Annotated in this window: 18 protein-coding genes; 13 read left to right on the plus strand and 5 right to left on the minus strand. The window is 72.4% G+C overall.

All coding sequences use genetic code 11. The features are described from left to right. The first annotated feature begins 58 nt into the window (after positions 1–58). The 9 genes from DCS98_RS05935 to DCS98_RS05975 all read left to right on the plus strand — a co-directional run bounded on the left by DCS98_RS05935 (position 59) and on the right by DCS98_RS05975 (position 7,692). Positions 59–865, plus strand: coding sequence for a helix-turn-helix transcriptional regulator (locus tag DCS98_RS05935; protein WP_241037231.1), 807 nt, complete (start codon positions 59–61; stop codon positions 863–865). After that, entirely contained in the window at positions 862–2,289 is a 1,428-nt protein-coding gene (gene sufB, locus DCS98_RS05940; RefSeq protein ID WP_116450434.1) for a Fe-S cluster assembly protein SufB, read from the plus strand. The genes DCS98_RS05935 and sufB overlap by 4 nt, the downstream gene beginning before the upstream one ends. Then, complete coding sequence (gene sufD, locus DCS98_RS05945; RefSeq protein WP_116450435.1) at positions 2,289–3,605, plus strand: Fe-S cluster assembly protein SufD; 1,317 nt, start codon at positions 2,289–2,291, stop codon at positions 3,603–3,605. The genes sufB and sufD overlap by 1 nt, the downstream gene beginning before the upstream one ends. Then, complete coding sequence (locus DCS98_RS05950; RefSeq protein ID WP_116450436.1) at positions 3,602–3,958, plus strand: non-heme iron oxygenase ferredoxin subunit; 357 nt, start codon at positions 3,602–3,604, stop codon at positions 3,956–3,958. Before sufD ends, DCS98_RS05950 begins: the two co-directional genes overlap by 4 nt. Before the next feature lie 19 nt (positions 3,959–3,977). After that, positions 3,978–4,751 carry a Fe-S cluster assembly ATPase SufC gene (sufC, locus tag DCS98_RS05955; RefSeq protein WP_116450437.1) on the plus strand — a complete coding sequence of 258 codons (774 nt, stop codon included), beginning with the start codon at positions 3,978–3,980 and terminating at the stop codon, positions 4,749–4,751. Further along, on the plus strand, positions 4,748–6,061 hold the full coding sequence (locus tag DCS98_RS05960) for a cysteine desulfurase (RefSeq protein WP_116450438.1): 1,314 nt from the start codon (positions 4,748–4,750) through the stop codon (positions 6,059–6,061). Before sufC ends, DCS98_RS05960 begins: the two co-directional genes overlap by 4 nt. 10 nt (positions 6,062–6,071) lie before the next feature. Next, positions 6,072–6,527 carry a Fe-S cluster assembly sulfur transfer protein SufU gene (gene sufU / locus DCS98_RS05965; RefSeq protein WP_116450439.1) on the plus strand — a complete coding sequence of 152 codons (456 nt, stop codon included), beginning with the start codon at positions 6,072–6,074 and terminating at the stop codon, positions 6,525–6,527. Further along, complete coding sequence (locus tag DCS98_RS05970) at positions 6,524–6,919, plus strand: metal-sulfur cluster assembly factor (RefSeq protein ID WP_116450440.1); 396 nt, start codon at positions 6,524–6,526, stop codon at positions 6,917–6,919. The genes sufU and DCS98_RS05970 overlap by 4 nt, the downstream gene beginning before the upstream one ends. Before the next feature lie 239 nt (positions 6,920–7,158). Next, positions 7,159–7,692 (plus strand): hypothetical protein, encoded by a 534-nt coding sequence (locus DCS98_RS05975; protein ID WP_164704413.1) that lies wholly within the window; start codon positions 7,159–7,161, stop codon positions 7,690–7,692. On the opposite strand, the gene DCS98_RS05980 is transcribed toward DCS98_RS05975, so the two are convergent. The 3 genes from DCS98_RS05980 to DCS98_RS05990 form a co-directional block, all read right to left on the minus strand. Further along, complete coding sequence (locus DCS98_RS05980) at positions 7,647–13,898, minus strand: hypothetical protein (protein ID WP_164704414.1); 6,252 nt, start codon at positions 13,896–13,898, stop codon at positions 7,647–7,649. The two genes, DCS98_RS05975 and DCS98_RS05980, sit on opposite strands and share 46 nt — an antisense overlap. 145 nt (positions 13,899–14,043) lie before the next feature. Then, on the minus strand, positions 14,044–15,852 hold the full coding sequence (locus DCS98_RS05985) for an SCO7613 C-terminal domain-containing membrane protein (protein WP_164704415.1): 1,809 nt from the start codon (positions 15,850–15,852) through the stop codon (positions 14,044–14,046). Between the two features lie 39 nt (positions 15,853–15,891). Beyond that, entirely contained in the window at positions 15,892–17,982 is a 2,091-nt protein-coding gene (locus tag DCS98_RS05990; RefSeq protein WP_116450444.1) for an SCO7613 C-terminal domain-containing membrane protein, read from the minus strand. Positions 17,983–18,113: 131 nt separating this feature from the next. Here DCS98_RS05990 and DCS98_RS05995 point away from each other — a divergent pair, with 131 nt between their 5' ends. Then, a complete protein-coding gene (locus tag DCS98_RS05995; RefSeq protein WP_116450445.1) occupies positions 18,114–19,715 on the plus strand; it encodes an ABC-F family ATP-binding cassette domain-containing protein in 1,602 nt (533 codons plus the stop codon). Between the two features lie 116 nt (positions 19,716–19,831). On the opposite strand, the gene DCS98_RS06000 is transcribed toward DCS98_RS05995, so the two are convergent. Then, a complete protein-coding gene (locus DCS98_RS06000) occupies positions 19,832–20,464 on the minus strand; it encodes a tetratricopeptide repeat protein (RefSeq protein WP_164704417.1) in 633 nt (210 codons plus the stop codon). 220 nt (positions 20,465–20,684) lie between these two features. Here DCS98_RS06000 and DCS98_RS06005 point away from each other — a divergent pair, with 220 nt between their 5' ends. From DCS98_RS06005 to DCS98_RS06015, 3 genes are all read left to right on the plus strand, one after another. Beyond that, the gene (locus DCS98_RS06005) at positions 20,685–20,912 is read left to right on the plus strand and encodes a helix-turn-helix domain-containing protein (RefSeq protein ID WP_116450447.1); all 228 of its coding nucleotides are present in this window, start codon (positions 20,685–20,687) and stop codon (positions 20,910–20,912) included. Next, a complete protein-coding gene (locus DCS98_RS06010) occupies positions 20,909–21,691 on the plus strand; it encodes an enoyl-CoA hydratase/isomerase family protein (RefSeq protein ID WP_241037233.1) in 783 nt (260 codons plus the stop codon). The genes DCS98_RS06005 and DCS98_RS06010 overlap by 4 nt, the downstream gene beginning before the upstream one ends. Positions 21,692–21,770: 79 nt before the next feature. Further along, on the plus strand, positions 21,771–23,657 hold the full coding sequence (locus DCS98_RS06015; RefSeq protein ID WP_241037235.1) for an ABC transporter ATP-binding protein: 1,887 nt from the start codon (positions 21,771–21,773) through the stop codon (positions 23,655–23,657). Positions 23,658–23,690: 33 nt separating this feature from the next. On the opposite strand, the gene DCS98_RS06020 is transcribed toward DCS98_RS06015, so the two are convergent. Further along, on the minus strand, positions 23,691–25,115 hold the full coding sequence (locus tag DCS98_RS06020) for an FG-GAP repeat domain-containing protein (RefSeq protein WP_164704418.1): 1,425 nt from the start codon (positions 25,113–25,115) through the stop codon (positions 23,691–23,693). Between the last annotated feature and the right edge of the window lie 41 nt (positions 25,116–25,156).

The following is a 25,156-nucleotide window of genomic DNA, read 5'->3' on the forward strand; positions in this document are numbered from 1 at the left end:
GGTGCACCTTCCTTGCGAGGTCGCCGAAATAGGACACACTCGTGTTGTGGAAAGCGTCGTGGCACACCCGCGCTCGTCGGCTGCGGCCGACGACGGGCGTACCCGCGACCGCGTCAGCGCCCTGCTCATGGAACACGGCCCGCAGACCGCCACCGAGCTCGCGGGCCGGCTGGGCATCTCGCCGGCCGCCGTCCGTCGCCACCTGGACTCGCTCGTCGCCGCGGGGCGGCTCGAGGAGCGCATGACGCGGGAGGCGCACCGCGGCCGCGGCCGCCCGGCCCGCCGCTTCCACCTCACCGACGCCGGCCGTGCGACCTTCCCGCACGCCTACGACGACCTCGCCCTGACGGCGCTGCGCTACGTCGCCGCCTCCGGGGGGCCGGACGCCGTCCGTGCCGTCGCCGAGCAGCAGCTCGCCGGGCTCGAGGCCCGCGCCTCCAGCGCCGTCCGGCAGGCGGTCGACGGCCGCGGGGGAGAGCCCGCCGACCGGGCGCAGGCCCTCGCCGCCGCCCTCACGGCCGAGGGCTACGCTGCCACCGCCTCGGCGATCTCCAGCGGGGGGCAGCTCTGCCAGCACCACTGCCCGGTGGCGCACGTGGCCGCGGAGTTCCCCCAGCTGTGCGAGGCCGAGACAGCGGTGATCGGCCGGCTCGTCGGCACCCACGTGCAGCGGCTGGCGACGATCGCCCACGGCGACGGGATCTGCACCACCCACATCCCCGGGCCGCTGCAGTCGGGATCACCGCGCCGGGGGAACAGATCGGCCCCCGAACGCCCTGTACCACGTGAGCCCGCAGCGCCCGAGCGCGCGCGCACGAGCACCAGCACCACCCCCACGAACGACCGGGAGAGGACGCCCGCATGACCAGCACCCAGCAGCCGCTGACCCAGGACGAGCAGATCGACCAGCTCGGCCGCTACGAGTACGGCTGGGCTGACGCCGACGTCGCCGGTGCGTCGGCCAAGCGTGGGCTGAGCGAGGACGTCGTCCGCGACATCTCCGCCCGCAAGAGCGAGCCCGAGTGGATGCTCGAGCGGCGCCTCAAGGCCCTCAAGCTGTTCGACCGCAAGCCCATGCCCGACTGGGGTTCGGACCTCTCCGGCATCGACTTCCAGAACATCAAGTACTTCGTGCGCTCCACCGAGGCCCAGGCCGCCTCGTGGGAGGACCTGCCCGACGACATCAAGAACACCTACGACCGGCTGGGCATCCCGGAGGCGGAGAAGCAGCGTCTCGTCTCGGGTGTCGCGGCGCAGTACGAGTCCGAGGTCGTCTACCACCAGATCCAGAAGGAGCTCGAGGACCAGGGCGTCATCTTCCTGGACACCGACAGCGCCCTGAAGGAGCACCCGGAGATCTTCCAGGAGTACTTCGGCTCGGTGATCCCGTCCGGCGACAACAAGTTCGCCGCGCTGAACACCGCCGTCTGGTCGGGTGGCTCGTTCATCTACGTGCCGAAGGGCGTGCACGTCGACATCCCGCTGCAGGCCTACTTCCGGATCAACACCGAGAACATGGGCCAGTTCGAGCGGACGCTGATCATCGTCGACGAGGGCGCCTACGTGCACTACGTCGAGGGCTGCACCGCGCCGATCTACAAGAGCGACTCGCTGCACTCCGCGGTCGTCGAGATCATCGTCAAGAAGAACGCGCGCTGCCGGTACACGACCATCCAGAACTGGTCGAACAACGTCTACAACCTGGTCACCAAGCGGGCCGTGGCCCACGAGGGCGCGACCATGGAGTGGGTCGACGGCAACCTCGGCTCCAAGGTGACGATGAAGTACCCGGCGGTCTGGATGACCGGTGAGCACGCCAAGGGCGAGGTCCTCTCGATCGCCTTCGCGGGCGAGGGCCAGCACCAGGACGCCGGCGCCAAGATGGTGCACGCCGCCCCGCACACCTCCTCGACGATCGTGTCGAAGTCGGTGGCCCGTGGCGGTGGCCGCACGTCCTACCGCGGCCTGGTCCAGATCGACGAGGGCGCCTACGGCTCCAAGTCGACGGTCAAGTGCGACGCCCTGCTCGTCGACACGATCAGCCGCTCGGACACCTACCCCTACGTCGACGTCCGCGAGGACGACGTGGCGATGGGTCACGAGGCGACCGTCTCGCGCGTCAGCGACGACCAGCTCTTCTACCTGATGAGCCGTGGTCTGTCCGAGGACGAGGCCATGGCCATGGTCGTGCGCGGGTTCGTGGAGCCGATCGCCCGCGAGCTGCCCATGGAGTACGCCCTCGAGCTCAACCGGCTCATCGAACTGCAGATGGAAGGTGCCGTCGGCTGATGACCGACCAGAACACCGGCACGACCGACCTCACCACCCAGCCGAGCACCCTCGCCTCGGAGTTGTTCGCTCCGGGCGTGGGCGCGCAGGCGGGCCCGCCGACCACCCCGGCCTCCGACACCGGCAGCGCCGGCGACGTCCAGCCCGGTGCGCACTCGCACGGCGGCCCGACGCCGACCGGTTCGCCGGCGGAGCGGTTCACCTCGACCGACCCGGACGCCTTCGGCGTGCCCACCGGTCGCGAGGAGACGTGGCGCTTCACGCCGATGAAGCGGATCCGTCCGCTGCTGGACGGCGCGGCGTCGGACGCCCACCTCAGCTGGACGACCGACCTGCCCGAGGGCGTCGAGCTGACCAGCGTCGAGGCCGACGACCCGCTGCTCAAGGGCCTGCCCGAGCCGGTCGACCGGCTCGCCGCGCTCACCCGCCAGCGCAGCGGCGGCGCCGCCGTCGTCCGCGTGGCGAAGGAGGCCGAACTGGACCGGCCGGTCACTCTCGGCCTGGCCGGCACCGGCTCGGACGACGTCGTGTGGGGCCAGCTGGTCGTCGAGGTCGGCGCGTTCGCCAAGGCGACGATCGTGCTCGACCACTCCGGCCTGGCCCGCTACTCCGGCGGCGTCTCGGTGCTCGTCGGCGACGGCGCGCAGGTGGATCTCGTCTCGGTGCAGGACTGGGCGCCCGGCTCCGTGCACGGCGGCCAGTACGACGCCGTCGTCGGCCGCGACGCCACCTTCACGCAGGTCGTGGTCACCCTCGGCGGCGATCTCGTGCGCCTGGTCAGCAACGTGCAGTACGCCGGCCCCGGCGGCACCGCGGAGCTGTTCGGCGTCTACTTCGCCGACGAGACCCAGCACCAGGAGCACCGTCTCTGGGTCGACCACGCCGTCCCGAACTGCCGCAGCAACGTCCTCTACAAGGGTGCGCTGCAGGGCGAGGAGGCGCGCACCGTCTGGATCGGCGACGTCCGCATCCGCCCCGCCGCCACCGGCACCGAGACCTACGAGCTCAACCGCAACCTGGTGCTCACCGACGGCGCCCGCGCCGACTCGGTGCCGAACCTGGAGATCGAGACCGGCGAGATCGTCGGCGCCGGCCACGCCAGCGCCACCGGCCGCTTCGACGACGAGCAGCTGTTCTACCTCTGCTCGCGCGGCATCGACGCGGAGACCGCGCGCCGCCTGGTCGTCCGGGGATTCTTCGCCGACGTCGTCCAGCGCATCGGGATCGATGCCCTGCAGGACCGGCTCATGCGCTCCATCGAGACCCGCCTGGGCGCGCTGCCCGGTCTCGACGAGCAGGAGGTCGTGCCGGCATGAGCTTCGAGCGGGTCTGCGCCCTCTCCGACATCAAGGAGCCCGGCTCCCTGAGGGTCGAGCTGGACGACGTCGACATCGCCGTCGTCCGGTTCGAGGGAGAGGTCTACGCGATCCAGGACCTCTGCTCGCACGCCGAGGTGCCGCTGTCCGAAGGGGACGTCGAGGAGTTCAAGGGCGCCCCCACCATCGAGTGCTGGCTGCACGGGTCGTGCTTCGACCTGCGCACCGGCGAGCCCACCAACCTGCCGGCCACCGAGCCGGTCGATGTCTACCCGGTCCGCGTGGAGGGGGAGGACGTGTACGTCGACACCGAGTCGAACGGCGCGCTCCCCGCCATGCGTGCGACCAACTAGCCAGCAACTGAGGAGCGAAGTGTCCGTTCTCGAGATCCGCGACCTGCACGTCACCGTCGGGGAGGGTGACGACGCCAAGGAGATCCTCCGCGGTGTCGACCTCACCGTCCGGTCGGGCGAGACGCACGCGATCATGGGCCCCAACGGCTCGGGCAAGTCGACCCTGGCCTACTCGATCGCCGGCCACCCGAAGTACACGATCACCGGCGGCACGGTGACCCTCGACGGCGAGGACGTCCTCGCGATGACCGTCGACGAGCGCGCCCGCGCCGGCCTGTTCCTCGCCATGCAGTACCCGGTCGAGGTCCCCGGCGTCAGCGTCTCCAACTTCCTGCGCACCGCGGCCACCGCGATCCAGGGCGAGGCGCCCAAGCTGCGCACCTGGGTCAAGGACGTCAAGACCGAGATGGCCGGCCTGGAGATGGACCCGGCCTTCGCCGAGCGCAACGTCAACGAGGGCTTCTCCGGCGGCGAGAAGAAGCGCCACGAGATCCTGCAGATGCGCCTGCTCAAGCCGCGCATCGCGATCCTCGACGAGACCGACTCCGGCCTGGACGTCGACGCGCTGCGGATCGTGTCCGAGGGCGTGAACCGCACCCGCTCCGAGGGTGACGTCGGCGTCCTGCTGATCACGCACTACACCCGGATCCTGCGCTACATCCAGCCCGACTTCGTGCACGTCTTCGTCAACGGCCGCGTCGTCGACGAGGGTGGCAAGGAGCTGGCCGACAAGCTCGAGAACGAGGGCTACGCCGCGTACGTGGCCGACTCGAAGGAGACCGCGAAGGCATGACCCAGACCGTCTCGCGTCCCGGAGCCGGGGCGCAGCAGGTGCCCCTGCCCCTGGACGTCGAGGCGATCCGGGCTGACTTCCCGATCCTGTCCCGCACCGTGCGGGACGGGAAGCGGCTGGTCTACCTCGACTCGGGCGCCACCTCGCAGAAGCCCCGTCAGGTGCTCGACGCCGAGCGCTGGTTCTACGAGAACGTGAACGCCGCCCCGCACCGCGGCGCCCACCAGCTCGCCGAGGAGGCGACGGGCGCCTACGAGGAGGCCCGCGCCACCATCGGCCGCTTCATCGGTGCTCCCGAGCGGGAGATCGTGTTCACCCGCAACACCACCGAGGCGATCAACCTGGTGGCCTACGCGATGAGCAACGCCGCGACCGCCAAGGAGCCGGAGTTCCGGACCTACGCGGTCGGCCAGGGCGACGAGATCGTGGTCACCGAGATGGAGCACCACGCCGACCTGGTGCCGTGGCAGCAGCTGTGCGAGCGCACCGGCGCCACCCTGCGGTGGCTCGGGCTCACCGACGACGGCCGGCTGGACCTCTCGGACCTGACCACGGTGGTCAACGAGCGCACCAAGCTGGTCGCGGTCACCCAGCAGTCGAACATCCTCGGCACGATCAACCCGCTGGGCGACATCGTCGCGCGGGCGCACGAGGTCGGCGCGCTGGTGCTGGTCGACGGCGCGCAGTCGGTGCCGCACCAGCCGGTCGACGTCACCGAACTGGGCGCGGACTTCCTGGTCTTCTCCGGCCACAAGATGCTCGGCCCGACCGGGGTCGGCGTGCTGTGGGGCCGCTACGACGTCCTCGAGAAGCTGCCGCCGTTCCTCACCGGCGGCTCGATGATCGAGGTCGTGCGCATGGAGGGATCGACCTTCGCCGCGCCGCCGCAGCGGTTCGAGGCGGGCGTCCCGATGACCGCGCAGGTCATCGGCCTGGCTGCCGCCGTCGAGTACCTGCAGGGCCTCGGCATGGACGCGGTGCAGGCCCACGAGGAGGCGATCACCGCCTACGCGCTGGAGAAGCTCGCCGAGATCCCCGGCGTCACGGTGATCGGCCCGGCCGACACGGTTGCCCGCGGCGGCGCGATCTCCTTCACGGTCGAGGGCATCCACCCGCACGACGTCGGCCAGGTCCTCGACGACCACGGCATCGCCGTCCGCGTGGGGCACCACTGCGCGTGGCCGGTCGTCCGGCGCTACGGCGTCCCCGCGACGACGCGCGCCACGTTCTACGTGCACACCGGGTACGACGACATCGACGCGCTGGCCGACGGAATTCGCGCGGCCCAGAAGTTCTTCGGAACTGTGTGAGGCGCGACTGATGCAGCTGGAGTCGATGTACCAGGAGATCATCCTGGACCACTACAAGAACCCGCACGGGCGTGGCCTGCGCGAGCCGTTCGAGGCCGAGGTGCACCACGTCAACCCGACCTGCGGTGACGAGGTGACGCTGCGGCTGCACGTCGAGGGCGACACCATCGCCGACGTCTCCTACGAGGGCATGGGCTGCTCGATCAGCCAGGCGTCGATCTCGGCGATGTACGACCTCGTCGTCGGCAAGACCGTGCCGGAGGCGCTCGAGACCGGCGAGCACTTCATGACGCTGATGCAGGCCAAGGGCGACCCGTCGGTCGCCGAGAAGCTCGAGGACGAGCTGGAGGACGCCGTCGCGTTCGCCGGCGTGTCCAAGTACCCCGCGCGCATCAAGTGCGCCCTGATGAGCTGGATGGCGTTGAAGGACGCCTCCGCCCGAGCCTGGGGAGGCACCGCAGCATGAGCGAGACCACCGAGAACGTGACCACCGACGAGACCCCCGCCGAGCTGCCCGCCTACAAGTCGGCGCTCATCGAGGACGTCGAGGAGGCCATGCGCGACGTCGTCGACCCCGAGCTCGGTGTCAACGTGGTCGACCTGGGTCTCGTCTACGGCCTGGACGTCGCCGAGGAGGGGGCGTCGCAGGTGGCGATCATCGACATGACGCTGACCTCCGCGGCCTGCCCGCTGACCGACGTCATCGAGGACCAGGCGCGCCAGGCGCTGACCGGCGGCCCCGGCCCCGGCCTCGTCGACGACATCCGGATCAACTGGGTCTGGATGCCGCCGTGGGGCCCGGACAAGATCACCGACGACGGCCGCGAGCAGCTGCGCGCCCTGGGCTTCCGCGTCTGACACCCTCATCGCATGCCGACTGCATGGATGAGGCGGGAGTCCACTCCGAGGCCGTGAGACCGGGAGTGCAGGACTGCCGCACTCAGCCGGGTCACGGCAGGCGCGGTCACCGTCCGGAGCAGCCCGTCGAGCGATACGCACCGGTCAACGGACGCACGTCGACGGCTTTATGGTCGTCAAGCGGGGTCTGAACCGCGGTCGTGCTCGTCTCGGGGGTGTTGGTCGTGGATTGGGGCTCTGTGCCGGACTGGCTGGCCGGTGGAGGGACGATCACCGCGCTCGTGGCTCTGGGGGCGGAAGTGCGGCGGAACCGCCGAGCGAACGAGCAGCGCGGCCGGGAGGAGCGAGCCGCGGAAGCCCGTCGTCTCCAGGACGCGCGCGAACAGCAAGCGCGCGGAGTGACGGCCTGGGTGGAGGCGACCCAGACGGAGGAGCGCGTCCAGAACGTGCACGTGGTGGTCGCCAATGCGACGGCATTCGCAGTTTTCGACGTACGAGCTCGGCCGGAAGATCTGGGGCCACTGGAGGAGGCCGTCCTCCCCGTCGTGTCGCCCGGTCAGACCATGAGGACCAAGTCCTGGCTGGCCGTCGAGGTCCCGGAGGGGTACTTCTTCCGCGCGTCGGTCACGTTCTCCGACGCCCATGGTGTCCGCTGGATACGGCAGGGCGCCGACGTCTACGAACTCACGTCTTCGCGATCCGAGCCCGCCGGCGGACGGCTGCCGGCTCAGACCTGGCTGAGCCACGTCGACAGCGTCGACCGGACGAAGTGAAGGGCCGGACGTTCGTCCTCGTCGGGGGCCAGCATGCGCGACATCATGCGGCGCAGGTCGTTGTCGACGCCCAGTTGTACGAGTTGGCGTACAGGCGAGCTCGTGTCCGCGCAGCCGGAAGCTGACAACGGGTAGGGGTGCTCTCCATGCGGGTCGAGGGCCGCATACATGATCGCACCGAGGGCGAATACGTCGTCGGCGTGCTTGTGCGTGCCACCTGCCAGCCAGCGCTCGGCCTGGGCTTGCGGCCGAAAGCCGTTGGGGCGGAACGCCGTCCAGGGAGTCCGTCGACCTCTGCTGCCGTAGACCCAGTCGGCGAGGAACACGCCAGAGCTGCCGCGGTCGATCACGTTCTCCGGCGTGAGATTCCCGTGGACCCAGCCGTCGCGCTCCTCCGCCTCGACGAGTACCGACAGAGCCTGTTGCGCGAGACGGACCACGCGATGGGTGTCCCGTGCCTCCCACTCCTGCGCCCGGTGGGCAGCTCCCTCGGACAGCCGCCGTCCTGCGCAGTGCAGGACGATGGCCCAGCGGTCGACGCGCTCCACGAACATGCCGACGGACGACGTCTGCGGGTCGTGGCCGACGGGGACGGCGTCGGTCAGCCCTTCGTCCCCCGGTCCACCGCTGGGACGCAGGTTACGGGCCTGGTAGATGACGGAGTCGCGCTCGAGGCCGATGCTCTCGCCGAACTCGTCGACGTCGTTGCGGATGATGCGAAAGCCCCGGTCGCGCAGGGCGGCGAAGTCCCGGCGGTCTTCGAGAGCGGCTCGCCTCATCTCCAAGTGCAGGGAGTTCTCGACGAGCCACCGGCGGAGGAGGCCGTTCGCCACCGTGACCGCGCCGTCGGCGCTGGACTGCAGGAGCCCGAGGCGGACGAACCGGTTGATCCCCTCCTCGTAGTCCGTACCGACGAGGTCGATGAGCTCGCGCATCGTGAGCCCATCGCCGTCCTCGTCGTCGGAGCCGTACACCGAGGCCAGATTCGCGAGCACTCGCTCCTGGTACTCGTGCTCGCGTTCCCGGCCGAGCAGATGCTCCACGACCGTGCGTCCGCGGCGCACCAGCGCGTCGGCCGCCTGCGCCACGATGTCGGAGGAGACGAGCCTCCGCCGTCGTTCGTTGAGGACGCGGGCGACCTCGGCTCCCAACAGGTGCACGTGGTTCGGGTATCCGGCGGTCAAGTCCCAGAAGGCTTGGTGCGCGCTGGCCAGTACATAAGCTCGGCCGCCCGGAGCCCCGAATCCGCGTGACACCAGTTCACGGGTATCGGCCTGGGAGAGGAAGCCGACGAGGTGCTCGGTGATCTCCGCCGCGATATTGGTGTCCGCGAGACGGTCGCGCACGCTACGGAACGAGCAGGAACCGAGCAGCAGCAATCGCAGCGGATTGTCAGCATCCCCGTTGATGCTCCGCAAGGCACCTGCCACTGACGCCAGCGAGTCCACGGTGTCGGCATCGCTCTCGATCACCGCGTCGAGGAGGACCTGGACCTCATCGATGGCCAGGACGACCCCGGCCTCCCGCACCGCCTCGGGCAGCTGCCGCCTCACCCAGGAGGACAGAGCAGCCACCGATCGCCAGTCGTCCGGTCCCGGCCGCTGCACACCCCATCCGCTGATCTCGCTCTCGAAGTACACCGCCTCGGCGATGTGCGCGAGCAGCCCGTGACTTCCGCGGAAGGTGTCGCCATCGAACACCACGAACCGCGGTCCCGAGGGTTCGCCGCGGGAGAGATGGCGGCAGCGGTGGACGAGTGATGTCTTGCCAACCTGACGAGGGCCCCCGACGAACATGATCTGTGCCCGCTGGCCGTAGTGGTCGGTGATCGCGGAGATGTCGCGTTCGCGTCCGACGAACAGCCCCTCGGGGACGGGTTGCGTCGGAGCGAAGGGCACCACGAGCGTTTCGGGTTGACCGATCGACCGTCCCCGTGGCCGCTTGCGGCCGGCGCGCGCCCGAGCCATGCCGCGGCGCCCGTCCTTGTCGGTGTAGCGCACCATGATCGTCGGAGAACGGAGATCGCCGCCCAAGTCCTGCGCTGCGAACTCGATGGGGACGAGCTCCTCCTCGCCTCCGGCCAGATCACGCACCGGGACCGTCTGCTTGCCGATGGAACAGACGATGCCGGTCAGCGGTCGACGGGCGGCCAAACGCAGGAGGACTTCGACAGAGCCGTCCTGGGTGAGCCCGACGTACACCTGTTCCGGCTGCATCAGCCCGAACTTCGCGGGCAAGGGATCGCGGTTGGCATTGAGCGCCGACAGGAAGTTGCGAGCTTCCTCGGAGTTCGGCGACAGGGCCAGCGCGTCTACGGCCCGCTGTGTCGCCTCCGGTAGGTGACCGAGGAGGTAGTGCAGCTTCGCCTGCGCCAGCACTACCTGCGCGTTCTCGCTGGAGGCGGTCAACATCTCGAGGGCCCGGGTCTCTCTCCCCGCCGCCGCAGCGACCGGGACCAGTCCAAGGGTCTCGGTCCCGTTGAAGGGCCGTTCGCGGACAAGTCGTTCCAGGACATCGAACGCCTCGTGAGCCTCGTCCGCGTCGGCGAGCAGCCTCGCGTGCATGAACCAGGAGGCCCGCCCCGCCGCCGGCAGGTTGTCGAGCGCCAGCCGGCTGTGCTGCACGGCCCGCTCAGGTGCGAGCTCGCCGTTCTCGACGGCATCTCTCAGCCGTTTGACGAGAGTGCCGTAGGACGCATGGTCGACGGGCAGCGCGTCGAGCGCCATGACGGCGGTGAGTTCACGGACGTCGCGTTGACCCGGGCGAGCGGGGGGGCGCAGGCCGACGTGACTGAGGACGCTGTTGCGCGCCTGTGCTTGCGCTTCTCCGAGTGCACTCGAGTTGACCCGTTCGGCGTAGAGGAACCACTCCGCAGCGGCGTCGTACTGGCCGATGTTGGTCAGTGCTGTAGCAACGTTCCACGCAATCGTGACGTGCGGGTACAGACCCTCCTCGTGCGCACGGTACAGCTGCAGTGCTTCTACTGGGCGCTTGTCCAGGACCAGCCAGCCCAAGGCGAGTCCGAAGACCACCGGGTTCCTTTCCTGCGCAACAGCCACGAGCGCGTCGGCGATGTCGCCAGGAGCTCCGTCCCGGGCGTTGCTGGAGAGGACCGCATCGGTGAGCGCCCGCGGCGCCGAGCGCGGGAGCGACATCCGGGCGATGAATGGCTCCGGAATCGTCACCGGAGCCAGCGGCCGCACGTCGATCGGGGGTGTGGTCGGGAACTCCTGCCGGCGCAGCGCGGACGCCTCGTCCGCGTCCCCACACTCGCGGAGGATGCGTTGCAGCTCGAAGACGACCCGACCGCGGGTGTGCTCGGGCAGAGACGGTAGCGCCGCGCGGAGCAAGGCCCGGGCGTCTGGCTCGACCGGCACCGGCTGGCCGATCGACCGGTCGTGCAGGTATGCGGCCAGCTGCACCAGGGCGACGGGATCGCCGGCGGCGACCATGACCTCGAAGATGCGACGGCGGCCGGCCGAGGACTCGAGCCGGTTCCTGCTGTCGACCAGCGCCTCCACGAATGCCCTGGCGACCCAGGACGCGTTGGGCTGCACCGTCGCCAACGTCTCGGCGAGCGTCAGCACCTCCCCGCGGTCCAGGTGCTGACGCACCGCGCGGATGAAGTCCTGGCGGTCGAGGTTGCCGCCGCTGAGCAAGCGGTTGACGACGTCGGGCTGGATGTTGGGTCCGCGAAGCAGGGTGGCCGCGCGCCGGTCCTGAGCCGCGAGTTCGCTCGCCTGGTCGTGCAGCCGGGCGAAGTCCGCGCTCGTGTCGGATGCACGGGAATCGAGCTCGTGGGCCCGGGTCAGGGCGTGCAGCGCGAGCCGCGGCTGAGCGCACGACACACCCACCCGAGCCGTCTCCAGATAGTGCTTCCACGTGGCGGCGCCGAGACGATCCAGCTCTCCCACGAGTGTCTCGGCGGCCCGCCAGTCACCCGTCGTGCGCAAGATGCGGAGCAGCAGGAACGCGCCGGGGGACTTCGGCTGGGTCTGGAGAAGAGCGCGGAGGCGAGTGATGGCTCCGGGGGCGTCCCCGGCTTCGAACTGCTGGCGGGCCAGCTGGACGACCTCCGGCGTACCCGGTCGCTGCGCTGCTACGAGCGTCCCTGTGGGAGGGCCGGCCGGCTCGACGGCCTGCGGGCTGTCCCTCACCAAGGCACGGCGTTCGAGGTACCGCCCGCACTCTTCGGCCTGCACCGGGCGCGGGGTGGGTTGCCTCTCCAGGAAGGCACGCAAGAGATCCTCGGCGCGCGCGTGGTCGCCGGTGCGCTCGCACGCGACAGCCCCGTTCCACAGCGCGAGGGGAGGCAGCGCGGCGATCGTCTCCGCCGGGAGGGAACCAACGATTTCGTGGACCCGCTGCCCGTGACCGGCGCGGAGCAGATACGCGAATGCCCAGGTGTGTCCTCCGGGCAGGCCTTCGCCCACCAGAGCCAGGCAGGCGTCTGCCGCTGCCAGCAGGTCCCCGTCGTTGGCAAGCTTCCGCGCGGCCGCGACCGCGTCCTTGAACCGCGGGGCGACCGGCGCGGTCGGCAGAAGTTCGTGCAGGCAGTAGCCGTCGTCGGACGGTGGGAGCAGAGCAGGCCGGCTGAGCTCGGCACCCAGCTCCACCCCTATCTCCGCGCCCCGCGGGACTTCCGTCGCCGTGACCGGGCCGTCGGCCGATCGGACGAGATCGTCCAATTGGGGCACCTCGCGCCGAGCCTCGTCGATCTCCGACGGCGAACCGTTGGCGAGGATGCGGTCGGCGACGGCCTTACGGGCCACAGGGTCCGGTGACTCGCGGATGATGCCGAGCCACAGGCGCCAGCGATCACGCCACGGTGTGGCGCTGTCGTCGGCATCGGCTGGGGGAGCTGCACGTGGGCCTGCTCCGGCCGGACCCGTGGCGCTGCCGCGGGCAGGCGCGGATGCGTTCCCCGACGGTTGCCGCTCGGCCTGCGGGGCGGAGCTCGCCCCCTCCGCGTCGAGCAGTTCGGACAGCGAACCCACGAGCAGGGTGGCGCCGTCGACGTCCTCGGCGTCGAGCCTGTCGTCGAGCGCGGCGAGCAGGCGCTGCACCCGTTCGTCCGTGCCGGAGTTCACCGCCCGCTCGCGCAGGGCTGTCGATTGCGTCCGGAGCGTCCGTACGGCGGCCCCCCGTTGGACGGTCATCTCCGCTTCCCGGAGCCAGTCCTCGGCCTCGGCGACCATGCCCCAGGCAGCACTCTCCTGGACTTCGCCGAGCATGTCTCGCACGGTGGTGTCAGCCAAAGGGGAGCTGAGGAGGTCAGCCGCCCGTTGGAGCAGGGCGCCGGTGGCGGGGGCATCGGCAGCGAGGCGTTCCCGAGCCCAGGCCGACAGCGGCGAGAGGACGGATGCGACCACCGCCAACGGGCCGCAGGTCCGCGTGTCCGGATTCCGGGCGTCGGCCAGGATCCTGGAGAGCAGCGCAGCATCGGGCAGGTCGTCGACGGCGTCGCTCGCGGCGGCCCCGACGACCGTCCGGAAGGTGGCGATCTCCGAGGCGGAGACACGCCGTGGCCGTGGCCCGTCGGGCAAGGCGCGCAAGGCCATGGCGGCGCGGGCGAGGGCGCGGGCGGACTCCTGGAGGTCAGCTGCACGTCGCTCGATGGCCGGCCACCGGTTGCCGTTGCGCGGGACGGTCCGCTGCGGGTCGGCGCGCGCTGCGAGCGCGCCGGGATCCAGCTGCAGAAGGTCGTCCGCGTCCAGGTCCGCCCCGCTGTCGATCGCGCCCAGGAAGTGCTGCACGCTCTCGATGAGCAGCGCTTGATGCATGTCCGGTGATGCCGGGAGCGGTCGGTCGCCATGGCGCCGTAGTGCCTGCAGACGCGAGCTGTACTCCGCCTCGACCGCCAGCCGCGCCATGGTGCGGGGTTCAGCCTCACGCACGAGGCCGGTCAAGAAGGATTTCTCCTCGGCGGAGATCTGCTGCTGGACGAAGAAGTTGCCGGTCAGCGGGGCGCCGGTGTAGGCGAGGGCCCACCAGTCGACGGCCTGCTCGAGCCCAGGCACCTCTCTCGTCGAGCTCGACGTCGCCAGCAGCGCCGCCAGTTTGAGCTCGTCGACGGGCGCCGCGCCGTCGATCAGCCGATGGACGTGCAGGCCCCGCAGGCACAGGAGCAAGAAGGGTGCAGCGGACTCCAGGTCGGAGGCAGGCACAGTACGGCCGGCCACCAGGCCGTGGAGGACGTCAGCCAACGTGGAAGCCAGACGCTCAGGGTCCGGCTCCCACTCCTGGTCCCCGACGAGTCGAGGGCCGTCCCCCTGGCGCGACATCGCTGAGGACACTAGCCCGCTTCTGATGCCCCGGAACGCTCGTCGCGGCGAGTCGCGGCGGGGCGGCTCAACGCAGCTGCGCCACTTTCAGCCCGAACCCGGCGACCGGACGGCGCTCCCGCCGCATCCCGAGCGCCAGCAGCGCGCAGCCCACGACGAGCGCCGTGCCCAGCGGCCAGGGCAGCGCGCGCACGGTGAAGCCGAGCCCGAGGAAGAGCACCGTCCCGGCGCCGACCACCAGCGGCGCGCGCACGCCGGTGCGGGCCCCGGCCACCAGGACCGCCGCGGCGGCCAGCAGCACCCACACCGCCCGGTCGCCGTCCGACGTCGTCACGGCCAGGACGGCCGACGGCAGCGCGGCGGTGAGCAGGCCGGGTCCCCACGCGGGCCAGGACGGTCCGTCCAGGAGGCGCGGCCCGGCCGCGACCAGGAGCCCGATCGCCGCCGGCAGCGAGTACCACTCGACCGCGGCCAGGCCGGCGGCCGCGGCGAAGAACCATCCGGCGGCCACCAGTTGCACCGCCCCGCCCCGCCAGGCGGTCGCCGACGTCGGGTGCAGCGGATCGCCGGGGACGTGCGTGCGCCACGCCCAGGTGAGGGTGACGACGCCCTGGACGGCGAGCAGCACCGCCAGCGTCGTCCGGTGGTGCTCGACGCGCAGCAGCGTCGCCGCGGCCAGCGAGCAGAGCGCGGCCGCGCGCGCCGTCGCACTGCGGGACGAGGCGTCGAGGCCCGCGCCGACCGTCATCGCCACGCAGTAGAGGACCGTCAGCAGCACGCCAACGGCGACCGGGCCGAGCAGCCCGTCGGGCAGGGCCAGCAGAGCAGCGCCGGCCAGGCAGCCGATCGCCGTCGGCAGGGCCACGGGCCGGTCGGCGGGACGTCTCGCGGCGACCAGCACCGTGGGGAGCGCGGTGAGCAGGAGCAGCAGGCTCAGCTCCGACCACCGCTCGCGGCCGACCAGCTGCACGATGGAGAACAGCGCCATCACGGTGCCGGCCGACACGGCGACCGGGAGGATAAGCCCGCGTCGCCAGCCGGTGAGGACGGCCGCCGCCGTGTTCGCCAACAGGACACCGGCGTACCCGGTGAGGGTCATCGCGAGGGTCCCCAGCGACGAGAACGCCCCGGTCACCGCAGCCCCCGCGACGAAGCCGGCGAGGACCGGGACGGCGACCGGTGGACCGGTGAGGGGTTCGAGCTCCGCGCGGAGCCGGGCGACCAGGAGGCCCGCGGCAGCAGCGACCATCAGGACGGCGGACAGCCACCGCTCCGCGCCGACTCCGTTCCACGCCGTGGACGACCCCCCGACGACCCCGGCCGCCCACCACGGCGCCGTGGTCACGAGCGCGACCTGCGCGACGACCCGGCGTGCGAACAGGGCGATCCCCAACCCGGCCAGCGCGACAGCGAGCAGGACCGCGGTCTCCAGGGCCTCGGGGACCACGTCGAAGGCACGGAGGACGGCCAGCTGCCCAGCGGCCCACGATGCCAGCGGCCAGCTCGCGGTGGTGGGCGCCACCCGGTGCAGGCCGAGGAAGCCCGCGGCCAGGAGGGCGGCCCAGCCGGGTGCGCCCCCGAGCACCGGTGCGCCCAGGTCGGAGCCGGCGAGAGCGAGGCCGGCGGTCGACGCGGCCAGCGTCTCCTCGGAGCTGCGCAGGCCCGTCCGCGCTGCCCGCACGGAGAACCAGGCGGTCGAGGCTGCCAGCGCCAGCAGCAGCACGCGGACGGGACCACCGCCGTACGCGGAGGCGACCGCCGCACCCGCGCTGACCAGCAGCACGGCTCCCACGCCGAGCAGGACCTGGGGCGGCCGCGCGCGGTAGGGCAGGGGAGGCAGCGGCGCCGTCCCGACCGTCCGGTCCACGCTGGTCACCTGGTCACGGTAGGGCGGGCGGCGCAGCGTGGCACCCGCTCAGCGCATCTGCGCGACCCAGGCCACCGCTTCCCGCGCCTGCTGGCGCCGGCGCTCGTAGGTGGCGCCGACGACGAGCAGCAGCAGCCCCGCGGTGCCGAGCGTGACCCAGCGCGGCAGCAGTGGCGCGTAGGGCCCGAGCCGGCCGACGGCGACGAGCAGCAGCACGCCGGCGCCGACCACGAACGGTGCCTGCCGGTGCAGGACGGTGCCCGCGACCGTGAGCAGCGCCGCCGCCGCGATCACGAGGACCAGCCGGAGCGCCGACGGCTCGGCGACGACGACCAGCGCCGAGGGGACCAGCGCCACCCCGGCCGCCGCCCCCTCGGAGGCCCAGGACGGCGCCCCCGCCCGCAGCTGCGGCAGGGCCACGACCAGCAGCCCGAGCGCGGCGGGCAGCGTGTAGGCCTCCACCGTCTCGACGCCCGCCCCGCCGACCGCGATCCACGCGGCGACGACGAGGTCGGCCACCGCCACGACCCCCACCCAGCGGCGGGAGGCGACGATCGCGTAGGCGCCGGCCGCCACGCCCGCGATGCCGAGCTGGACCGCGACCTGGCCCCATGCCCCGACGGCGCCGCTCGTCGCGCCCGCCGCCAGGCCCGCCAGCGCGCCCGCGCCGGCCGCCGTCCACTCCTCGGGGTGCCCGGTGCGGAGGGTCGCGAGCGCGAACGCGGCCGCGGCCAGCAGCGCGAGGAGCAGTCCGGCGACGGGAGCGGTGAGGACGTCGTCCGCACGGGCGAGCAGCACCGCGCATCCCGGGGCCAGGATCGACGCGGCGGTCGCGGGCGGGCGCAGCAGGGGGAGCCGGACCGCGGCCAGGGCGGCGGGCGCCGTCGCGACCAGCGCGAGGACGGCCAGCTCCGCGTAGCGCCGGTCCTCGGCGAGCAGCAGCGCGTGCGCGCCGGCCAGGAGCCCGCCAGCGGCCACGAGGGCGGCCGTGGGAGCGGTCCGGGGCGCGGTGAGGACGGCGGCCGCGAGGGCGCCCAGGCCGACACCGGCTGCCACCCACCAGCCCTGGTCACCGGCCGCCCTGAGCGAGCCGGCCAGCGCGAGGCCCACCACGGCGCCGACCGCGCCGGGCCGGAGCTCGGCGAAGCGGGGGACGGGGCGCCGGCGGTCGGCCACCAGCGCCGCGGCTCCGGCGAGCACCAGGACGCCGGTCGCCGCCCAGGAGTCGCCGACGCCGCCGACCCACGCGGTCGCCAGACCGCCGAGCGTGCCGACCACGGCGAGGACCGCAGCGAGGACCGTGGCGACAGGCGCCAGCGGACGCCGCAGGCGGACGGCCGCCACCAGGTCCACGGCGGCCGTCCCGAGCGCGACGGCGACCCCGGCGGGGCCGGTGAGCAACGCGCCGGTGAGGAGCAGGAAGGGCAGCGGCTGGGCGGCGAGCAGCGCGGCCAGCGGCCAGGTCGCCGTCGTGCGGGTCAGCCGCCCCAGGGCGAGCGCGACCACCACGACGACGGCGGAGGAGACCGCCCACCAGACGCGCAGCGGGACCTCCTCCAGCCGGAAGAGGCCGAGCGCCCGGGCCGCGCCGAGGTCGATGGCCAGCAGTGCCGCGCCCGCCGCGGCGAGCGCCTCCTCGGTGGCGCGCAGGCCGCGCCGGGCGGTCACGGCCGAGGCGGCGCAGGCGGCCGCGGTGGCCGTGAGCATGACGCCCGCCTGGAACGCCAGCCCGAACCGGGTCCACGCGACGGCGACGAAGGTGATGGCGGCCGCGACGACCAGCAGCGCCCCCAGCCCGAGCAGGACCTCCTGCGGGCTGAGCCGGCGCCGCGGTGTGGCCGGTGGTGCGGGCGCCGGCGGGCGCCACGGCGGAGGCGCGGCGGGCTGCGGCGGCACCCAGGTCGGGGGAGCGGCCGGGACGGGAGCCGCGGCACCCGGCGCGGTGGCGCGCAGCGTGGCCAGCAGCTGGTCCCGCTCGCGGGCCAGCTCGGCCATCGTCGTCCCGATCCGCGCCACGACCAGCGCGGACTGCAGCGCGGCCGGCAGACCGCAGGAGGGGCACGGACCGGGGCCGATGCCACCCACCGGCCGCCCGCAGACCGGGCAGGTCGGCACCCACGGGGCCCCGTGCGGGTTCATGGGGGCATCCTGGCGTGCCACGAGACCGCGCGGTGCCGATGATCGCGGCAACACGCCCGCGCGGGTGATGCCGCCGATGTCACCACGAAAGCGTTCGGAACATCACCCGGTGAGCGCCTACCCTGGGTTCAGTGATCACGACGACCGGCCTGGAGCTGCGTGCCGGTAGCCGCATCCTCATCAGCGGCGCAGACCTCCGCGTGCAGCCCGGCGACCGGATCGGCCTCGTCGGCCGCAACGGCGCGGGCAAGACGACCACCCTGACCACGCTGGCCGGCGAGCGCATCCCGCACGCCGGAAAGGTCGACGTCGTGGGGGAGATCGGCTACCTGCCGCAGGACCCGCGCAGCGGCGACCTCGACATCACCGCCAGCGACCGGGTGCTGTCCGGCCGCGGGCTCGACGTGCTCCGCACCCAGCTGGTGAAGGCCCAGATCGCTATGGCCGAGCCGGCGGACGACGACGAGCGCGACAGGGCCGTGCGCCGCTACGGCCGGCTCGAGGACCAGTTCGCCGCCATGGGCGGGTACGCCGCCGAGAGCGACGCCGCCCGCATCTGCACCAACCTCGGCCTGCCCGACCGGGTCCTGGCCCAGCCGCTGCGCACGCTGTCCGGTGGTCAGCGCCGCCGCGTGGAGCTGGCCCGCATCCTCTTCTCCGACGCCGAGACGCTGCTCCTCGACGAGCCCACCAACCACCTGGACGGCGACTCGATCACCTGGCTGAAGGGCTTCCTGGCCGGGCACAAGAGCGGCCTGATCGTCATCAGCCACGACGTCGAGCTGCTCGAGGCCGTGGTCAACAAGGTGTGGCACCTCGATGCCAACCGCGCCACCGTCGACATCTACAACCTCGGCTGGAAGCGCTACCTGCAGCAGCGCGAGACCGACGAGCGCCGGCGCAAGCAGGAGCGGGCGAACACCGAGCGGAAGATCGACACGCTCAACGCGCAGGCCGACAAGATGCGGGCCAAGGCCACCAAGGCCAAGGCCGCGAAGAGCATGGACAAGCGCGCCGAGCGGCTGGCCGCCGGACTCGCCGATGTGCGCGTGCACGACAAGGTCGCCAAGCTGCGCTTCCCGACGCCCGCCGCGTGCGGCAGGACGCCGCTCACGGCCGAGGGCCTGTCGAAGAGCTACGGCTCGCTGGAGATCTTCACCGACGTCGACCTGGCGGTGGACCGGGGTGCGCGGGTCGTCGTCCTGGGGCTGAACGGCGCCGGGAAGACGACGCTGCTGCGCATGCTGGCGGGCACGGAGACACCCGACACCGGCGAGGTCAAGGCCGGGCACGGCCTGCGCGTGGGCTACTACGCCCAGGAGCACGAGACCCTGGACATGGACCGGACGCTGCTGGAGAACATGGCCTCCGCGGCGCCCGACACCACCGCCACCGAGCTGCGCAAGATCCTCGGTGCGTTCCTCTTCTCCGGCGAGACCGTCGACCAGCGCACCGGCACGCTCTCCGGTGGTGAACGGACCCGCCTCGCGATGGCGACGCTCGTGGTCTCCGGGGCGAACGTGCTGCTGCTCGACGAGCCGACCAACAACCTCGACCCGGCCAGCCGCGAGCAGGTGCTGGAGGCGCTGCGCACCTACACCGGCGCGATCGTGCTGGTCACCCACGACGAGGGCGCCGTCCGCGCCCTCGACCCGGACAAGGTCATCCTGCTGCCCGACGGCACCGAGGACGCCTGGAGCGAGGACCTCGCCGACCTCGTCGAGCTGGCCTGAGGCCGGGTTCTCCTCGCGAGCCATGCGAACTCGTGGTCATCAGCCGCTGACGACCAGGACATCACATGGCTCGGCCTGGCTGCCGCCCATCGGCGGGGAGGAGCCGGCGCCGCTGGTCAGCCGGCGGGTGGGCTGTCTGCGGAGGCGATCACCGCGAGCAAGGAGGTGGTCGCGTCATCGCTCTGCACCGCTCCCACGCCGGGATGCCGCGAGTACTGATCGGGAGCGTCCATCAGGGCGAGGGCCTGTCTGGCGAGATCCGCAGCGGTGCGGTTCTCACCCCGGGCCGAGGCGATCCGGGCCGAGGCCGTGAGATAGCGGAAGCGGTTCGCGTAGAAGGCGCTGACCGAACTCTGGTCGGCCCCGGCCAGCGTCGCCGCCGCATCGTCCGCCCGACCCCGGTCCAGCAGCACCTCGGCGAGCGACACCTCGGTCATGCCCATCGTGCCGTTGAGGGGTCGGAAGGTCAGGACGAGGCGGTACCGACGCTCCGCCTCGTCGAGCCGGCCGCGCTTCCGGGCCACGCCGCCCAGGCATTCGTGCACGTAGCGCACGAAGAAGTCGCCCGGGTGCTCGCGCAGGAAGCGCTCGTACAGCCCCACTGCCTCATCGAGGAGGCCGGCGTCCTCGAGCGCCGCTGCCTTGATCTTCAGGTACTGCGATCGCGAACCCCGTGATCGACCGAGGCGCTGCTCGAAGTCGGCCCGCGCGGCAGCATCCCAGTCCCGAGTGCGGTACCACTGCTCCACGAGCGGCACCCTGGGCAACCGCGACGCCGGGTCCCTGCAGGCGGTTGCGCTCGTTCCCGTTCGCGTGGCCGCGCTCCGGCGCGTGGGTGATCATGGGGTCTCGGGATGCCGCGGTCAGCGGGACGGCGGCACCCGGTGGACGGACTGCCAACACCGGTGACCGGTACGGCCGGTCGAGCCCGGTGCTGACATGGGCCGGCGGCTGACACGGAGGGGAGTCATGGCCGACTCGAGCACTGCGGATCTCGGCAAGGGCAAGCGGATCACCGGAGGGGACCGGTCGACGCTGGCCGATGATCTCCGCAAGCGCTACGACGGTGGGGAGAGCATCCGCTCCCTGGCGACGTCCACGAACCGGTCCTACGGCTTCGTCCACCGTCTCCTCTCGGAGTCCGGGGCGACACTGCGCAGCCGCGGTGGAGCCAACCGGAATAGTAAGAAGGCGTGACCGCAGAAGACCTCGAGAACAACGGCTGGATCCGCACGAGCCGGGACGGCGCCGTCCTCACCGTCACCCTCGACCGCGCCGACCAGCTCAACGCCCAGACCCCGGCCACCTGGAACGCTCTGGCCGCCGTCGGCGACTCGCTCGACGACGACGTCCGCGTGGTGGTGGTGCGCGGTGAGGGGCGCTCCTTCTCCGCGGGCCTCGACCGCAGCCTGTTCAGCGCCGAGCGCTCGACCGACGGCGGGCTCGGCGAGCTCGGGCACATGTCCGCCGAGGACGCGCAGGAGCGGATCCGCACCTACCAGCGCGGGTTCCGGTGGCTCCGGTCGCCGTCCGTCGTGTCCGTCGCCGCGGTGCAGGGGCACGCGATCGGCGCCGGCGCGCAGCTGGCACTCGCCTGCGACCTGCGCGTCTTCGCCGACGACGCCCAGCTGCGCCTGCCCGAGGCCACGCTCGGCCTGGTGCCCGACCTGACCGGCACGAGCACGCTCATGGAGCTGGTCGGCTACTCGCGCGCCATGGAGATCTGCCTGACCGGCCGCGCCGTCAAGGCCGCCGAGGCGCAGGCCATCGGGCTGGCCAACGCCGTCGTCCCGGCGGCGGACCTCGACGCGACGGTCGCCGACCTGGTCGCCGCGATCACCGCCGCGCCGGTCGCCGCCAGCCGGGCGACGGCCGCCCTCGTGCGCTCGGCCGTCCGCAACGACCCCGAGCAGCAGGACGCCGCCGAGCGCGCAGCCCAGGTGCGGCGACTGCACGAACTCGTCGGCAGGGGCTGACACACTCCGGCGGAAGAGCCCACCCCCGTCCGGCGTTGCCGGTGGGTGGCGGGACGTCCCCGCACGAGGAGGTTGTCGCGTGAGCACCCCGGCGATGGCCGCCATGCGTTCCTTGCGCAACGACCCGGGCGCGGCGTCCCGCGAGCTGCCGAAGGGCACCGTGCGGCGGGTCCTCGGCGTCGCCCGGCCCTACCGGCGGGAGCTGACGTACTTCCTCCTGCTCGTGACCGGGTCGTCGGTGATCGGCGTCGTCACCCCGCTGCTCGCCGGCGACATCGTCAACCGCATCTCCCGGCTGGACGGGACGGCCGGAGACATCGTCCGCATCGCCCTGTTCATCGCCGGCCTGGCGGTGGTGGACGCCGCGATCTCCGTGGCGACGCGGTGGTTCTCCGCCCGCATCGGCGAGGGCGTCATCTACGACCTGCGCAGCAGGGTCTTCGAGCACGTCCAGCGGATGCCGCTCGCCTTCTTCACCCGCACCCAGACCGGCGCGCTGGTCAGCCGGCTGAACAACGACGTGATCGGGGCGCAGCGGGCGTTCACCTCCACCCTCTCCGGCGTGGTCTCGAACGTGATCGGCCTGGTCCTCACCGCCGGCGTGATGCTGACGCTGTCGTGGCAGATCACCCTGCTGTCGCTGGTGATGGTCCCGCTGTTCGTGCTCCCCGCGCGCCGCATCGGCAAGCGCCTGCAGGAGATCACGCGGGAGTCCTACGGGCTCAACGCGTCGATGAACGCGACCATGACCGAGCGGTTCAACGTCGCGGGCGCGCTGCTGGTCAAGCTGTTCGGTCGCCAGTCGTCGGAGGCCGAGGCGTTCCGCGGCCGCGCTGCCCGCGTCCGCGACATCGGCGTCCTCTCGGCGATGTACGGCCGCACCTTCTTCACCGCCCTGACCCTCGTCGCCGCACTGGCCACCGCGCTCGTCTACGGGCTCGGCGGCTGGCTGGCGTTCACCGGCTCGCTCAGCGCCGGTGACGTGGTGGCCCTGGCGCTGCTGCTGTCGCGGCTCTACGGCCCGCTCACCGCGCTGGCCAACGTCCGCGTCGACGTCATGAGCGCGATGGTCAGCTTCGACCGGGTCTTCGAGGTCCTCGACCTGCAGCCGATGATCCGCGAGGCGCCCGACGCCGTCCCGGTGCCCGCCGACGACCGGTCGATCGAGTTCGACTCGGTGTCCTTCAGCTACCCGTCGGCGCAGGACGTCTCGCTGCCGTCACTGGAAGAGGTGTCCCTGCCCGAGCACGGGGGGCCGGTCGACGTCCTGCACGACGTCTCGTTCCGGGTGGAACCCGGCCAGCTGGTGGCCCTAGTCGGGCACTCCGGCGCCGGGAAGTCGACCATCGCCAACCTCGTGCCGCGCATCTACGACGTCACCGGCGGGTCGGTGCGGGTGGGGGGCATCGACGTCCGGACGGCGACGCTCGACTCGCTGCGCGACTCGATCGGCGTGGTCAGCCAGGACGCCCACCTGTTCCACGACTCGATCCGGGCCAACCTGCTCTACGCCCGTCCCGATGCGGGCGAGACGGAGCTGTGGACGGCGCTGGAGGGTGCGCGGATCGCGGCACTCGTGCGGTCGCTGCCGGAGGGCCTGGACACCGTCGTCGGCGACCGCGGCTACCGCATGTCGGGCGGCGAGAAGCAGCGGCTGGCCATCGCCCGCGTCCTGCTCAAGGCGCCCGGGATCGTAATCCTCGACGAGGCGACCGCCCACCTGGACAGCGAGTCCGAGGTCGCCGTCCAGCACGCGCTGGACGCCGCGCTCAGCGGTCGCACGTCGCTGGTCATCGCGCACCGGCTGTCCACCATCCGGAGCGCCGACCAGATCCTCGTCATCGAGAACGGTCGCGTCGCGGAGTCCGGCACGCACGACGAGCTGCTGGCCCTGCGGGGGAGGTACGCCGACCTGTACCGGACGCAGTTCGCGGCGGGCGCCGACACCCAGCCGGCCGTCGCCTGACGGCGGGCCGGGGTCGGCTCCGACGCGAGCCGGTCAGAGGAGGACGTCGTGCGCGTCCCAGCCCCAGCCCACGACCCGGTGCGGGGAGACCGGTCCGCGAGTGGCCCCTGTCGGGTACAACCACCGCTCCCAGGAGCTGCGGTTCCGGGCGAACAGGTCGGGGACGCCGTCACCGGTGACGTCGGCCGTCGCGGTCAGCAGGTCGTGGCCGCTCCAGCCGGAGCCGAGGAAGCGCGGGGCGGCCCAGCTGCTGTCCGGCGCACCGGGGTAGAGCAGCAGGGTGCCGTCGGTCCGGTTCCGGGCCCAGAGGTCCGCGTGGCCGTCGCCGGTCACGTCGCCGGGGGAGACCAGCTGGTCGAAGCCCTGCCACCCGAAGCCCACCGCCCGCGGTGCCTGCCAGGTGCCGCCAGGGCCTCCGGGGTAGAGCACCAGGGTGCCGTCGGCCCTGTTCCGGGCCCACAGGTCCGGCAGCCCGTCGGCTGTGACGTCACCGGGTGCCATCAGGGCATCCATGCCCTGCCAGCCGATGCCCACCTGCCGCGGGGCGCCGAAGCTGCCGGCGCCGTCGCCCGGGTACAGCCACAGCACTCCCGAGGCGTCGCGTGCCCACATGTCCGCCCGGCCGTCCGCGGTCACGTCGGGGGTGATGACCATCGCGGTCATCGACTGCCAGCCGACGCCGACGACACGGCTCCCCAGCGACCCGCCGCTGCCGTCACCGGGGTACAGGAACAGCTGACCGGTAGCCCGCTGGCGGCCGAGGCCGTCGGGGATCGCGTCGCCGTCGAGGTCGCGGGACGCCGACGAGGCGGCGTTCTCCGGCCTGGAGGCCAGCGGCGGGCACGCGGTGTACCGGGGGCCGGTGTAGGCCGGGGCGAGCTCGTCGGCGTAGACGCGGCACGGTCCCCGGTCCTGCTGGGTGATGGCGGTGCCGGTCCACCACGAGGTGCGCCCCATCGCGCCGTCCCAGCTCAGGCTGAAGTGGATGTGGTCGGTGTGCGCGTTCGGCCCGCTGTAGGGCCGCCAGCCGGCCGCGGCGTTGTTCGCCGACCAGATCGAGCGGTTCCAGATCAGGTACATGACACCCAGACGGCGTGCGTTCCCGCCCATGTTGCCGCCCGCGTCGGGGCCGACGAGCCACTGCAGGACGGCCTCGGCGTGCTGGCGCTCGACGGGGTCGTTGACGTTGAGCATCCAGTCCCAGGCGCGCCCCTCCTTGTGCTCGCTGGTCCCACCGATCGAGCAGGCGCGCGTGATGCCGCCGTCGCGGCCGACGCCGTACGTGCTCAGGATGAGCGACCGGAGTGCGGCGGTGCCGGGCTGGGCGACCGGGCTGCAGGAGTTCTGCTCGTGGTACTCGGCGTACGGGTCCGGAGCGGTCTGCGGGGCCACCGGCGGAACGGGCGGCCCGCCGGCGTGAGCGGGAGCCGCGGTGAGGAGGACCGTAGCCGCGGTCACGCAGGCCACCAGGACGGTGTACGCGGATCGGGTCGCGCCGA

The organism is Blastococcus litoris (genome assembly GCF_003075095.1).
GTDB lineage: Bacteria > Actinomycetota > Actinomycetes > Mycobacteriales > Geodermatophilaceae > Blastococcus_B > Blastococcus_B litoris.